The organism is Sphingomonas caeni (assembly GCF_026013415.1).
GTDB lineage: Bacteria > Pseudomonadota > Alphaproteobacteria > Sphingomonadales > Sphingomonadaceae > Sphingomonas > Sphingomonas caeni.
The window spans coordinates 173,018-186,337 of sequence record NZ_JAPDOK010000005.1 but is presented as its reverse complement, the minus strand read 5'-3'; the positions used below and the strand labels follow the sequence as shown (position 1 = coordinate 186,337).

Sequence of the window (13,320 nt, the reverse complement as noted above, 5' to 3'; positions counted from 1 at the left end):
GGACGGGCTTGGGAAGCGGCGCCGTTTGCATCCCGCCCCCCGGTCCCATATGAGGCGCCCCAACCCCCTATTGACGGAGAATCAGGTGAAGGACGTTCTGGTCATCGGCGCCGGCGGCGTGTCGTCGGTCGCAGTGCACAAGATGGCGAAGAACCCCGAATTGTTCGGGAAGGTCACGCTCGCCAGCCGCCGCAAGTTCAAGTGCGATGCGATCGCCGAATCGGTCAAGGCGCGCTTCGGCGCGACGATCGACACCGCCGAGGTGGACGCCGACGATGTCGCCGCGACCGCCGCGCTGATCGAGCGGGTTCGCCCCAAGCTGCTCGTCAACCTGGCGCTTCCCTATCAGGACCTCAACCTGATGGAGGCCTGCCTCAAGACCGGCGTCGATTATCTCGACACCGCCAACTACGAGCCGCGTGACGAGGCGCGGTTCCAATATTCGTGGCAGTGGGACTATCATGAGCGCTTCGAGAAGGCGGGGCTGATGGCGCTGCTCGGCTCGGGCTTCGATCCGGGCGTCACCAGCGTGTTTGCGGGGCATATCAAGAAGCATCTCCTCGACCGGATCGACACGCTCGACATCCTCGACTGCAACGGCGGCGATCACGGCCAGCATTTCGCGACCAACTTCAATCCCGAGATCAACATCCGCGAGATCACCGCCCCCGCGCGGCATTACGAGAAGGGCCAGTGGATCGAGACCCCCGCGCTTTCGACGCGCCAGGTGTTCCAGTTCGACCAGGTCGGCACCAAGAACATGTACCTGATGTATCACGAGGAACTGGAGAGCCTCGCGCGCTTCTATCCCGAGATCCAGCGCATCCGCTTCTGGATGACCTTTGGCGACCAGTATCTGACGCATCTGCGCGTGCTGCAGAATGTCGGCATGACCTCGATCGAGCCGGTGATGTACGAGGGGCGCGAGGTGATCCCGCTCCAGTTCCTCAAGGCCGTGCTGCCCGAACCCTCGACTTTGGGCACCACCACCAAGGGCAAGACCAATATCGGCGACATCGCGACCGGCGTGAAGGACGGGGCGGAGAAGACCGTCTATGTCTACAATGTCTGCGATCACGAGGAAGCCTTCGCCGAGACCGGCAACCAGGCGGTGAGCTATACCACCGGCGTCCCCGCGATGATCGGCGCCTCGCTGATGCTCGAGGGCGCCTGGGCGGGGAAGGGCGTGTTCAACATCGAGCAGTTCGATCCCGATCCGTTCATGGCGATGCTGAATGCGCACGGCCTGCCGTGGCAGGTGCATGAGCTGGACGGGCCGCTGAAGTTTTGACCTCTGGCCCTCTCCCCTCCGGGGAGAGGGTTGGGAGAGGGAGTTATGGACACCCGCCACACGCCACCGATGACGACCAAAGCCGGCAGCGCGGGCGCGTTCGCGGACTTCGATCTGTCGCGCGTGCCGTCACCCTGCTTCGTGGTCGACAGGGCCGCGATCGAGCGCAACCTCGCGACCCTGGCGGACGTGCGCGACCGGGCGGGGATCAAGCTGCTGCTCGCGCTCAAGGCTTTTTCGATGTGGTCGCTGGGTGATCTGGTCGGGGAATATCTCGACGGTGTCGCCACCTCGGGGCTGTGGGAGGCGCGGCTGGCGGCGGGGCACTACAAGGGTGAGGTCGCGACCTATTGCGCGGGATACAAGGCCGCGGACATGGCCGAGATCTGCCGGCTGTCCGATCATGTGATCTTCAACACGCCGAACCAGGGACGCGCGATGGCGGGCGAGCTCGCGTCGGCGCGCGCGCGCGGAGAGGCGTTCGACGTGGGGCTGCGGCTCAACCCGATGCATAGCGAGGGCGAGGTCGCCAAATACGATCCTGCCCAGCCGCACTCGCGCCTCGGCTTTCCTGCCGATCAGCTTCGGTCCGAGCATCTGGAGGGCGTTGACGGCATCCATGTTCACTCGCTGTGCGAACAGGATTTCCCGCCGCTGCGCCGCACCTGGGAAGCGCTGCGTCCGCGCCTCGCGCCCTATTTCGGCCAGCTCAAATGGCTCAATTTCGGCGGCGGGCATCACATCACCCGCGCCGATTATCAGCGTGACGACCTGGTCGCGTTCCTCCAGCAGGTCCGTGCCGAAACCGGCCTCGACGTCGTGCTCGAACCCGGCGAGGCGATCGCGCTCGATGCGGGTATCCTGGTCGGCGAGTTTGTCGATCTGTTCGACAATGGCATGCCGATCGGCGTGGTCGATATCTCGGCGACCTGCCACATGCCCGATGTGATCGAAGCGCCCTACCGCCCCAAGATGCTGGGCGAAGCGGGTGGTGAGGGCGTGGCGGTGCGGCTGGGCGGCCCCTCGTGCCTGGCGGGCGATATCATCGGCGACTATCGCTTCGCCGCGCTTCCGGCAGCGGGCCAGCGCTTCGCGTTCCTCGACCAGGCGCATTATTCGATGGTCAAGACGACCACTTTCAACGGCGTGCCGCTGCCTGCCATCGCGCTGTGGGACAGCCGCGACGACAGCCTTCAGATCGTCCGCGAATTCGGTTGGGAAAGCTTCCGCGACCGGCTGAGCTAGGGTACCAGCGCCCCGGACTGGGCCGTCCCAGCATTTGGAAGGTTAGGCGAAGGTTAGGCGAAAACGGTGGTTTGAACCGTCCCGGCATTTGGAAGGTCACATGAAGATCGCACCAACACGCATGTTTGCCGCCGCGCAGTTTCCGGAAGGATGCGCTTGGTTCGCTTGGTGCAGATCGACAGTGTCAAAGAGCGGCCGGAGCAACCGGCCGCGCGAGCCAAGCAGGCGAAATCCCACATTGCAAGGGCCTGGGAGCCGGACTCGGTCCTGAACAAAAAGGCGGGGACCGAAGCCCCCGCCTTTCCGGTTTTCAGTGATGGCCGCTCAGCGCCGCAGCCTGCGCCGAACCTCGTCGAGCCGCACCACGTTGCTCGCCAGTTCGAGCGCACCCGAATAGAGCGTCGCCATCGGCTCGTCATCGACCATCGCCACCTGCTCCGTACCGAAGCCGTTGAACGCGGTGCGCATCGCCGAGCCGTACGCGCCGAGCATGCCGATCTCGATATAGTCGCCGGCCTGCACGTCCGCTGGCAGTACGAACGGGCCCGCCATGTGATCGAGATCGTCGCAGGTGGGGCCATAGAAGCTGTACTCGGTCTCCTCGGCCTTGCTGGCCCCCTCGCGGAGCAGCTTGACCGGGAAGCGCCAGCCCAGATGCGCGGCGTCGAACAGCGCGCCATAGGCGCCGTCATTGATGTACAGCTCGTCGCCGCGGCGCCGCTCGACGCGGACCAGCAGCGAGCTGTACTCGGCGCACAGCGCGCGGCCCGGCTCGCACCAGAGTTCGGCCGAATAGGAGATCGGCAGATCCTCGAACGCGCGGTGGATCGTGCGGAAATAATGCTCGAGTGCGGGGGGCTCCATGTCGGGATAGAGCGACGGGAAACCGCCGCCGACATCGATCACATCGACCAGCACCGAGGCCTCGACGATCGCGAGGCGCACGCGCTCCATCGCCTGGGCATAGGCGTCGGGCGACATGGCCTGGCTGCCCACATGGAAGCAGATGCCGAGCGAATCCGCCGCCTGGCGCGTCGCCTGGAGCAGCGCCTTGGCTTCGGTCGCCGAACAGCCGAACTTCGACGCGAGGCTGAGCTTCGAGAGGTCCGACGAGACGCGCAGGCGGACGCACAAAGTCAGGTCCTGCGCTTCACGCGTGGCGCGGACGATCTTCTCGAGCTCGTCGAGCGAATCGAGGCTGAAAGTGCGGACGCCGTGCTGGAAATAGGCCTCCTCGATCGCCTCCTCAGCCTTGACCGGATGCATGAAGCACAGGGTCGCGGCGGGCAGCGTCTTGGCGACGAGCCGCACCTCGGCGATCGAGGCGACGTCGTAATGCGTGATTCCGCTGTCCCACAGGATCTGGAGCAGATCCGGCGAGGGATTGGCCTTCACGGCGTACATCGAGCGGCCCGGAAACTTCTCGACGAAGAATCGGGCGGCGCGCCGTGCGGCGTGCGGGCGAATGAGCGTGACCGGCTGGACCGGACGAAGGGTGGTAGCTAACCCCAGCGCGCTATGATGCTTGTGCAACTCAAGGGACCTCCAATTGCCTTTCGGCGTACGGTGAAAAGCTGCCTTGCGGTTGGAAGTCCCATGGGGCAGCGGAAGGCGCACATAGGATCGGCGGGTTAACGTGTAAAGTGATTCCGGGTCCGTATTTTTCCGGCGGGGGTGGATAGTGACGATTTTGCGACAGCCAACGCGGGCGGGGGTGCGGGACGCCGCAGCAAAGATCGCGGCAATATTGCCGCAAACTCCTCTATTGATTGCGGAAATCCGGGGCGTGCCGGTCGCGTTCAAGGCGGAGATGCTGCAGCCGGTCGGCGCGTTCAAAATCCGCGGGGCGTGGCACCGGCTGACGGCTCTGGACGCGGGGACGCGCGAAAAGGGCGTGGTCGCCTTTTCCTCGGGCAATCACGCACAGGGAGTCGCCTGGGCGGCGAAGCGGCTGGGGATCCCCGCGGTGATCGTGATGCCGGCCGACGCGCCGAAGGTGAAGCTCGACGCGACGCTCGCGCTGGGGGCCGAGGTGGTCAAATATGACCGCAAGACCGAGAGCCGCGAGAAGATCGCCGCGCACCTCGCCCATGCCCGCGGCGCGACCCTGGTGCCGAGCTTCGACGATGCCTGGATCATCGAGGGGCAGGGGAGCATCGGCATCGAGGCGATGACCCAGTCGGTCGAGATGAAGCTGCCCGATCCGGTGCATGTGATCGTGCCGTGCGGCGGCGGGGGGCTGGCGGCGGGGATCACGCTGGCGCTCCCCGAATCGGAGATCACCGTGGTCGAGCCCGAGGGCTGGGACGATATGCGCCGCAGCCTCGAAGCGGGCTGGATCGAGCCGGTGGGGGAGAATCCCCCGCCTACCGCCTGCGATGCGCTCCAGACACCGCTCGTGTCGCCGCTCACCTTCGACGTGCTTTCGCGGCGCGGGGTCACCGGGCTGGCGGTGACCGAGTTCGAAATCCGCGAGGCGCAGCGCTGGGCGGCGCGCACGCTCAAGCTGGTGGTCGAGCCCGGCGGCGCGGCGGCGCTGGCGGCGCTGCTGGCGCGCAAGATCGAGGCGCGGCCAGGAACCTTGGTCGTCCTATCTGGCGGAAACGTCGATCCGGACGCATATGCGCAGGTATTGAATTCGAAGGATTGAGACGATGGCGCGGGTTTCGGGCAATGTGGCGGCGGCGTTGATGAGCGGCTGGTCGTGGCTGTTGACGCATTCGGTCTATGGCGTGCTGCGCATCATCTACCGGCGCGACATGCGCGTGATGGCGCTCTACGCGGCGATCCTGGCAGCGATCGTGCTGCTGGTGCGCTGGATTTTCTGAAGCGTGCCGCACCAGCCGGGCATCCTCGCCTCGGTGATGCTGAGCGTGATGATGCTCGGTGCGTTCGGGCTCGTCTGGGGATCGTGGTGGATGGCGTTCCGCCGCGGGAACAGGCTCAAGGGCGTGCTGATGCTGGTCTGCGCCGTGGTGATCGTGGGGAATGTGCTGATCTGGACCGTGTGAGGGGCGGGATGGACTGGAAGTTCGATCAGGTGCGAAATGCTGCCTGCATTACCGTCCGCTCGGTGATCGATGGCGCGCCTGTCCTGCTCGTCACTCACTATGACGATGACCATTCATGGGCGTTCATGGATGGGGAGGTGCATGACACAGCAGATGGCATGGTTGTGGCCATGTCGACCGTCCTGGACCGCCATCCTGAGCTTCAGGAGATTGCGCATATTCCGCCCGGCTGGTCGGCAACCCGTACCGCTGCCGGCCAGCCATGGTCGCCATACCAGAATGATTGGGACGACGAGGACTGACCGCAACCTTCGTCACCCCCGGCTCAAGGCCGGGGTGACGGGTTGGGTTGAGGCCGGGCATGGGCAAAGCCCATGCCATCGGCCGGCGCTGACGGCGCCGCCGGCCGGGGGCACCTAGTTCGCTCGCGATTAGCTGGCGCCAATCACTTCGCCGGCGCCCCTCAGCGGATCGGCGAATTCGGGTCCAGCCGCATGTCCAGATATTTGTCCACGCTGCCCATCAGATCGTCCATCTCATGTTCGAAGAAATGGTTCGCGCCCGGAATGGTATCGTGGTGGATGGTGATGTGCTTCTGGGTGCGCAGCTTATCGACCAGCTTCTGGGTCGCGCCCGGTGAGGCGACCTCGTCATTCTCGCCCTGGATGATGATCCCCGACGAGGGACAGGGCGCGAGGAAGGTGAAATCGTACATGTTCGCCGGCGGCGCGATCGAGATGAAGCCGCGAATCTCCGGGCGGCGCATCAGCAGCTGCATGCCGATCCACGCGCCGAAGCTGAAGCCTGCGATCCAGGTGGTCGAGGCTTCGGGGTGGAAGCTCTGCACCCAGTCGAGCGCGCTGGCCGCGTCGGACAGTTCGCCGATGCCGTTGTCGAACACGCCCTGGCTCTTGCCGACGCCGCGAAAATTGAAGCGCAACGTCGCGAAGCCGCGGCGCTGGAAGGTCTTGTAGAGCTCCTGGACGATGCGGTTGTTCATCGTGCCGCCCGCATTGGGGTGCGGATGGAGGATCATCGCGACAGGCGCCCGGGGGCGCGGAGCGGGGGCGAAACGGCCTTCGAGGCGGCCTTCGGGACCGGGGAAGATGACTTCGGGCATCGGGGACCTTGAATTCTGGGTGGCGCCGGTGGAGCGCTTTGAGTTGCGCGCTATATAGGCAGCGGGCGCTCCGGCGCAATTGAAACGAGAGACCGTGATCCAGCGCATCTACCTCGACCATGCCGCGACCACTCCGATGCGCCCCGAGGCTGTGGCGGCGGTAGCGGAAGGCATGGCGCGCTGGGCCAACCCGTCGTCGCCGCATGCGGAGGGCAGGGCGGCGCGCGCGGCGCTGGAGGATGCCCGCGCAAGGATCAAGGCGGCGCTCGGCTGGGAGGGGGAACTGATCTTCACCTCGGGCGCGAGCGAGGCGCTGGCGATCGCCTTGGGGCGGGCGAAGGCGGAGCGGCGGTTGGTGTCGGCGGTGGAGCATGACGCCGTGTTCCGGGCGGCGCCGGGGGCGGATGTGCTGCCGCTGTTCCAGGACGACCAAGTCTCCATGCCGGCCACGCCCGACACGGATTTCCTGCGAGACTATCTGAAGCGGAGTGGAAAGGCGCTCGTCGCGATCCAGTCGATCAACTCGGAGACCGGCACGAATCTGCTGCCCTTTGCGCGCAACCCGGCCATCGAGGAGGTGCGCGAGGCGGGCGGCATCCTTCTCAGCGATTGTTCGCAATCCGCTGGCAAATACCCGCTGCCTCCTGCCGACCTGATCGCCTTGTCCGCGCACAAGCTGGGCGGGCCGCCAGGGATCGGCGCGCTACTGGTTCGTGATCTGGCGCTGATTGAGCCGGGCGGCGGGCAGGAGTTCGGCTATCGGGGCGGGACCGAAAATCTGCCCGGGGCGCTGGGCTTGGCTGCGGCACTCGAAGCCGGCGACGACGACAGCTGGGGAACGAGCGTAGAGCAGCGTTTCGCCTTCAAGGATCTGCTCTACGGCGATGATAGCGAGGTGATCCAGCAGGGCGTTCAGTGTGCACACATCTTCGCCGTCGCCATGAGCCGTATGAGCGCCGCCGCGCAGCTGATCCGCTTCGATGCGCTGGGCTTCGCGGTGTCGGCGGGGAGCGCCTGCTCGTCGGGCACGCTCAAGCGCAGCCGTGCGCTCAAGGGTTTCGGCGTGCCGGACGAGGTTGCCGACCGCACGATCCGGGTAAGCCTCGGGTGGTCGACAACGCCCGAGGAACTCGATGCCTTCGCTGCCGCCTATCGCGAAGCCGCAGAACAGGCCAAGGCCAACGCATGATCTATCTCGATTACCAGGCCACCACCCCGCTCGCGCCCGAGGCCTTCGCCGCGATGCGCCCCTGGCTCGAGACCAACTTCGCCAATCCGCACTCCGCCCACGCCCCCGGCCGCGCGGCGCGGGTGGCGGTGGCGGTGGCGCGGGATCAGGTGGCGGACCTGCTGCCCGACAGCGGCGATGTGAGCTTCACCAGTGGCGCGACCGAGGCGCTCAACTGGGCGATCAAGGGAACCAGCGGCCCGATCGTCACGCTCGCCACCGAGCATGCCGCGGTGCTCGACACGGTCGAGGCGTTGGCCGCCAAAGGCCGCGAGGTGACGGTGGTGCCGGTGAACAGTGACGGGCTGGTCGATTTCCCGGCCGTCCGCGCCGCGATCAAGCCGGGCACCGGGCTCGTCGCCGCGATGCTGGTGAACAACGAGATCGGCACGATCCAGCCCGTCGCCCAGCTCGCCGCGCTCGCACACGAGGCCGGCGCCTTGTTCCTGTGCGACGCCGTCCAGGGCTATGGGCGGGTGCGGATCCCCGAGGAATGCGACCTGATCGCGATCTCCGCGCACAAGATCCATGGGCCCAAGGGCATCGGCGCGCTGTGGATCCGCGACGGCGTCACGCTCGAACCCCTGCTCCATGGCGGCGGGCAGGAGCCGGCGGGCCGTTCGGGCACGCTCTCGCCCGCGCTGTGCGCCGGTTTCGGCGCCGCCGCTGCGCTCGCCAAGCAGCGCTTCGGCGCGGACCATGCCCATGTCCATCAGCTGTTCGATGCCGGCGCCCGGTCGCTGATCGGCCGCGGCTGGACGCTCAACGGATCGCGCGACGAGCGCTATCCCGGCAATCTCAATCTCCGCCTCGACGGCCTCGATGTCGCGCGCCTGATGTCCGAGCTGCGCGACATCGCCTTCTCCGCCGGATCGGCCTGCGCCAGCGGATCGGGCCGCCCCAGCCATGTGCTGCGCGCGATCGGCCTGACCGACAAACAGGCCAAGTCGAGCATCCGCCTCGGCTTCGGCCGCTACACCAGCGAGGACGAGCTGATGACCGCGCTCGACCGGATCGACGCAGCCGCGCGGGCGCAGAGGGTCGCGGCATGATCCGCGTCCGCTTCATCGGCACCGACGGCACCGAGCGCATGGTCGGCGCGGAGGAGGGCGCGATCCTTCTCGATGTGGCACAGGCCGACGGCCAGCCGCTCGAGGGAACGTGCGAAGGGCAGATGGCCTGCTCGACCTGCCATGTTATCGTCGCCGCGGAGGATTTCGCGCGGCTCCCGCCCGCGGCCGAGGAGGAAGAGGACATGCTCGATCTCGCCATCGGCGCGACCCGCACCAGCCGGCTCGCCTGCCAGATCGTGCTCACACCGGCGCTCGACGGGCTGACGGTCCGCATGCCGAGCGGCCATCGCGACATGCAGGGCCGCTGATGCTGGACTTCCTCCCCGGCAATACCGAGGCGATCGCGGCGACCGTCTCGGCCATCCTCACCGCGTTCGCGCTGTTCGCGGGCTGGCGTAGCAGCCGCAAGAACGAATTGCGCACCGAGGACGTGTTCGATTGGGCGGCCGAGGCGATCACCGCGCTCCAGACGCTATTGCTGATCACCATCCATGGCGACCCGCCGATCCCCGCCGCCGAGGCCGAGCGGCTGCGCGTCGAAGTGCTGGTCAAGACCTCGGCGTTGACCGAACGCGGGCGGCTCTTCTTTCGCAACGCCGGGCCCTATTCGGAGGGGCGCGAGAAGCCCCGCGCCTATCGCGGCAAGCGGCCCGAGATCCTCGACCAGCTCGTCGCCGCGCACCAGGTCGCGTGCCGCTGGCCCAGGGCGAGCGACGAGGAGCGGGTCCGGATGCGGCTGGTGGCGGAGGACAGCCTCAAGCAGTTCGTCTCGCTGGTGCAGACCGAGGTGGGCCGCAGCCGCACCGCCTCCGCCGACACGCGCCGCCGGGGCACCGGCGCGCATCTGACCGCGCGAATGGAGGAACTCGATCCCGATCGCGTCGCCAATGCCTGGGCGCAGGGGAAAAGGCTGGGATAGGGTGCACGAACCTGCATTGACTTGAAGGCTCATCGCGCAGAGCCTCCCTCCGCATTCGATCGAGCGGAGGCCGTCCATAGAAACAGCCGTAAACCAGCCTACGCATGTCATGTTCGGCGCCGCCCGCGCCGCGATGATCGCGCTGGGCGGGGGCCTGGAGGACCAGCTTTCGGGGCTGCTCGAAGGCTATGGCCGAGGGTTCCTTCAACGGGCAGTGACGGGTCCGCCCGCTCCTGGGCTTACCGTGCGATGGAACTATGCGGGCGGTTGCAGCGTCAAGACAGGGCAGGTTTATTTCTGCCAGTCTGGAGAGCTATGTCATGAAAATTCTTTCGCTTATTGCTGCGGCCGGCCTCGCGCTGATCGTGCCCGGGGCGGCCAGCGCCGCCCCCGCGCCGGCCCCCGCCAACGCCGCGCCGGCCCCGGCGCAGACGCATGTCCGCGTCACGGTGGGCGATCAGGACCGCCGCTATTATCAGCGCCGCCACTATGATCAGGGCCGCCACCATTGGCGCGGTCACGACAATCGCCGCGGCTATTGGCGCCGCGCCTGCCGCACCTATTGGCGCCATGGCCAGCGCCACCGGGATTGCCGCCGGGTCCAATATTGGCGCTAAGCCACGGAGAGGACAGGGGGCGGCACTTGCGCCGCTCCCTGCCTTCCCCCATATGGCCGCGCGAGAGTCGGGCGGACGTGGTCGTCGCCAACCTGGTCAGATCCGGAAGGAAGCAGCCACAACGATTTCGCCACGGGTCGTCCCGGCTCTCACCTCGCGCCGGGCGCTCAATCGATCGCCTCGACCCCTTCCGCATCGAGCCGCGCGAGCATCGCCCGCATCTCGGCCAATCGTTCGGCAGAATGCCCCTCCCACGCGGCCACCTCGCCGACGATCCTGAGCGGATCGCGCGACCGGTAGGACTGCGTCGGATTTCCCGGAAACCGCTTGTCGGTCAGGTTGGGATCGTCGAAAATCTCGCCCATGGGCTCGACGATATAGATGCGCTCGCGGCCTTCCCCGGCCGCCAGCTCCGCCCCCCAGATCGCCGCATCCAGCGTGCCGGTGAGGTAGATCCATGGCGCCTGTTTCCGCACCCCATAATTCGAGCTGAACCCGGCGGACAGCAGGTCGCCCGGCTTCAGGTCGGCCTTGGTGCCGTGATAATATTGCGTGATCTCGCTGGTCATTGCCGCATCTCCCTCGCAGGTTCGAATCGAGGGGCAGGCATATGGGGCAAGGCGGGGGACTTGCCGCAAGCCCCTATGTGCGTTATACAATTTCTACGGGAAGAGAGGGTGATTCCGCCTCTCCTTTAGCGCCCGATCACGCTGAGCGGCGCGAAGCACCCCAAAATCATCCGGCCCGCGTCGAACGGCGCCTCGATATCGGTTTCCAGTACGCCCTCGGCATGCATCCGCTCCTCGGCCGCATCGAGCGCTTCCCTGCTCGGCCAGATCTGCCAGGTGAAGACGATCTTCTCGCCGGGTTCGGCTGCCACCGCCTTGCGGAAATCGGTGTGCTTGCCTTCGGGGACGAAATCCTCCCAGGCCTCGACGATCTCGATACAGCCATAGCGCTTGAAAATGCCCGCGCTGTTCGCCGCCCAGGCGCGATAGGCCTCTTGCTGCTCGGCGGGGACGGGGATGACGAGGCCGCAGATATACATGGGGTCGGCTCCTTGTTTTTCTCGATCTAACACCGCCACCGGGCTTCGACACGCGCTGTTTCCGCCGCTAGGGTGGGTCCAGAATGAGCGACGAATCCCTGCTTGGCCTCGACGAACCGCCCCAGCCTCACAAGGCCGAGGCCTATCGTGTCCTGGCGCGCAAATACCGGCCGCAGACCTTTGCCGAGCTGATCGGGCAGGATGCGATGGTCCAGACGTTGGGCAACGCGATCAAGCGCGACCGGCTGGCGCATGCCTTCCTGCTCACCGGGGTGCGCGGGGTCGGCAAGACCTCGACCGCCCGCCTCATCGCCAAGGCGCTCAACTGCATCGGACCGGACGGGCAGGGCGGGCCCACGATCGATCCGTGCGGGGTGTGCGAGCCCTGCGTCGCAATCGCCGAGGGGCGCCATATCGACGTGATCGAAATGGACGCCGCGAGCCACACCGGCATCGACGATATCCGCGAGATCATCGAGGCGTCGCGCTATTCGGCGGTCTCGGCGCGCTACAAGATCTACATCATCGACGAAGTCCATATGCTGTCCAAGGCCGCGTTCAACGGCCTGCTCAAGACGCTGGAGGAGCCGCCGGCGCATGTGAAGTTTCTGTTCGCCACCACCGAGGTGAACAAGGTGCCGGTGACGGTGTTGTCGCGATGCCAGCGCTTCGACCTGCGCCGCATTCCCGCGGACAAGCTCGCGGCGCATTTCGCGGCGGTGAGCGAGGCGGAGGGCGTGGAGGCCGAGCCCGAGGCGCTGACGCTGATCGCGCGCGCGGCGGAAGGGTCGGCGCGCGACGGGCTGTCGATCCTCGATCAGGCGATCGCGCATGCCTCGATCGAAGGCGGCATGGTCCGCGCCGATGCGGTGCGGGGGATGCTCGGCCTGTCGGACCGGGGCGCGATCCGCGACCTGTTCGGGCTGCTGCTCGCGGGCGACGCGGCGGCCGCGCTGGCGTCGCTGCGTGGGCAATATGATCTGGGCGTCGATCCGCAGGCGGTGCTACGGACGTTGCTCGAGACGGTGCACGGCACCACGATCGTCAAGCTGGGTACCGATCCCAATGCCGGGCAATCGACCGAGGAGATCAGGGCGCTCGAGCGCTGGGCGGCGGGGCTGAGCTTCCCGATGCTCCATCGCCTCTGGCAGCTGCTGCTGCGCGGACATGACGAGGTGGCGCGCGCGGCACTGCCGATCGAGGCGGCGGAGATGGCGTTGCTGCGCGTGATCCACGCCTCGCAGCTCCCCGATCCGGGCGAGCTCGCAAAGCAGCTGGCGAACGGCACGGTGATGGCAAGTGCGCCCGCAGCCGCACCCGCCGCGCCCGCCGAGGCCGGGCCGAGCAGCATGCGCGAGCTGGCCGATCTGCTCCAGGCCAAGGGGCGGCTGACGCTGGCGCATCAGGTCGAGGATTATCTCCGCCCGATCCGATTCGAGCCCCCCGAGATCGAATTTTCTGCGACGCGCACGCTGCCGCATGATTTCGGCAAGGAACTCTCGGCGGCGTTGCGCGAATATACGGGGCGGCACTGGAAGCTGGTGCTCGCCGAAAGCGGCGGGAGTCCAAGCCTGCGCGAGACGCTGGAGGCGGCCGAGACCGCGGAACGCGACGCCGTATTGGCCTCGCCTCTGGTCGCTGCGGCGACGCAGGCCTTTCCGGGCGCGGAACTGACCGGCTGGTCGAAAACAGGAAGCGGGTAAGCCCGCTTCCTTTTTGTTTGTTGTCGCGTTGCTTATGCGAAAAACCGGCAACCACTTTTTCGCGC

General features: G+C 66.8%; 16 protein-coding genes and 1 other RNA gene. 13 read left to right on the top strand and 4 right to left on the bottom strand.

Annotated elements, in window-relative coordinates:
* Positions 1-85 precede the first annotated feature (85 nt).
* Together OF829_RS14160 and OF829_RS14155 are read left to right on the top strand one after the other, a co-directional pair.
* Positions 86-1,291: a saccharopine dehydrogenase family protein gene (locus OF829_RS14160; protein WP_264940733.1), complete on the top strand. Its 1,206-nt coding sequence runs from the start codon at positions 86-88 to the stop codon at positions 1,289-1,291.
* A gap of 69 nt (positions 1,292-1,360) precedes the next feature.
* Positions 1,361-2,536 carry a carboxynorspermidine decarboxylase gene (locus OF829_RS14155; RefSeq protein ID WP_264940732.1) on the top strand — a complete coding sequence of 392 codons (1,176 nt, stop codon included), beginning with the start codon at positions 1,361-1,363 and terminating at the stop codon, positions 2,534-2,536.
* A gap of 324 nt (positions 2,537-2,860) precedes the next feature.
* Here OF829_RS14155 and OF829_RS14150 read toward each other — a convergent pair whose 3' ends face one another.
* Complete coding sequence (locus OF829_RS14150; protein WP_264940731.1) at positions 2,861-4,069, bottom strand: type III PLP-dependent enzyme; 1,209 nt, start codon at positions 4,067-4,069, stop codon at positions 2,861-2,863.
* A gap of 148 nt (positions 4,070-4,217) precedes the next feature.
* Here OF829_RS14150 and OF829_RS14145 point away from each other — a divergent pair, with 148 nt between their 5' ends.
* The 4 genes from OF829_RS14145 to OF829_RS14130 are packed head-to-tail and all read left to right on the top strand — an operon-like array spanning position 4,218 to position 5,849.
* On the top strand, positions 4,218-5,186 hold the full coding sequence (locus OF829_RS14145; protein ID WP_264940730.1) for a threonine ammonia-lyase: 969 nt from the start codon (positions 4,218-4,220) through the stop codon (positions 5,184-5,186).
* A gap of 4 nt (positions 5,187-5,190) precedes the next feature.
* Positions 5,191-5,364 carry a hypothetical protein gene (locus OF829_RS14140; protein ID WP_264940729.1) on the top strand — a complete coding sequence of 58 codons (174 nt, stop codon included), beginning with the start codon at positions 5,191-5,193 and terminating at the stop codon, positions 5,362-5,364.
* A gap of 3 nt (positions 5,365-5,367) precedes the next feature.
* Entirely contained in the window at positions 5,368-5,547 is a 180-nt protein-coding gene (locus OF829_RS14135) for a hypothetical protein (protein ID WP_264940728.1), read from the top strand.
* 8 nt (positions 5,548-5,555) lie between these two features.
* Positions 5,556-5,849, top strand: a complete 294-nt coding sequence (locus OF829_RS14130) for a hypothetical protein (protein WP_264940727.1) — start codon at positions 5,556-5,558, stop codon at positions 5,847-5,849.
* A 161-nt stretch (positions 5,850-6,010) separates the two neighbouring features.
* Here the strand turns inward: OF829_RS14130 and OF829_RS14125 are convergent, their stop codons facing one another.
* Positions 6,011-6,667: an alpha/beta hydrolase gene (locus tag OF829_RS14125; protein WP_264940726.1), complete on the bottom strand. Its 657-nt coding sequence runs from the start codon at positions 6,665-6,667 to the stop codon at positions 6,011-6,013.
* 136 nt (positions 6,668-6,803) lie between these two features.
* Here OF829_RS14125 and OF829_RS14120 point away from each other — a divergent pair, with 136 nt between their 5' ends.
* The 6 genes from OF829_RS14120 (at position 6,804) to ffs (ending at position 10,659) form a co-directional block, all read left to right on the top strand.
* Positions 6,804-7,856 carry a cysteine desulfurase family protein gene (locus tag OF829_RS14120; protein ID WP_406701437.1) on the top strand — a complete coding sequence of 351 codons (1,053 nt, stop codon included), beginning with the start codon at positions 6,804-6,806 and terminating at the stop codon, positions 7,854-7,856.
* Positions 7,853-8,947: a cysteine desulfurase family protein gene (locus OF829_RS14115; RefSeq protein ID WP_264940724.1), complete on the top strand. Its 1,095-nt coding sequence runs from the start codon at positions 7,853-7,855 to the stop codon at positions 8,945-8,947. The genes OF829_RS14120 and OF829_RS14115 overlap by 4 nt, the downstream gene beginning before the upstream one ends.
* On the top strand, positions 8,944-9,276 hold the full coding sequence (locus OF829_RS14110; RefSeq protein WP_264940723.1) for a 2Fe-2S iron-sulfur cluster-binding protein: 333 nt from the start codon (positions 8,944-8,946) through the stop codon (positions 9,274-9,276). The genes OF829_RS14115 and OF829_RS14110 overlap by 4 nt, the downstream gene beginning before the upstream one ends.
* On the top strand, positions 9,276-9,887 hold the full coding sequence (locus OF829_RS14105; RefSeq protein WP_264940722.1) for a hypothetical protein: 612 nt from the start codon (positions 9,276-9,278) through the stop codon (positions 9,885-9,887). Before OF829_RS14110 ends, OF829_RS14105 begins: the two co-directional genes overlap by 1 nt.
* A 320-nt stretch (positions 9,888-10,207) precedes the next feature.
* The gene (locus OF829_RS14100) at positions 10,208-10,504 is read left to right on the top strand and encodes a hypothetical protein (protein ID WP_264940721.1); all 297 of its coding nucleotides are present in this window, start codon (positions 10,208-10,210) and stop codon (positions 10,502-10,504) included.
* Between the two features lie 61 nt (positions 10,505-10,565).
* Positions 10,566-10,659: signal recognition particle sRNA small type (gene ffs / locus OF829_RS14095), an RNA gene on the top strand.
* Between the two features lie 12 nt (positions 10,660-10,671).
* Here the strand turns inward: ffs and arr are convergent.
* Both arr and OF829_RS14085 read right to left on the bottom strand, forming a co-directional pair.
* Positions 10,672-11,073, bottom strand: a complete 402-nt coding sequence (gene arr, locus OF829_RS14090; protein WP_264940720.1) for an NAD(+)--rifampin ADP-ribosyltransferase — start codon at positions 11,071-11,073, stop codon at positions 10,672-10,674.
* A 125-nt stretch (positions 11,074-11,198) separates the two neighbouring features.
* Entirely contained in the window at positions 11,199-11,552 is a 354-nt protein-coding gene (locus OF829_RS14085) for a DUF1428 domain-containing protein (protein WP_264940719.1), read from the bottom strand.
* Positions 11,553-11,635: 83 nt separating this feature from the next.
* Between OF829_RS14085 and OF829_RS14080 the strand changes: the two genes are divergently transcribed.
* Positions 11,636-13,255, top strand: coding sequence for a DNA polymerase III subunit gamma/tau (locus OF829_RS14080; RefSeq protein WP_264940718.1), 1,620 nt, complete (start codon positions 11,636-11,638; stop codon positions 13,253-13,255).
* Positions 13,256-13,320 lie beyond the last annotated feature (65 nt).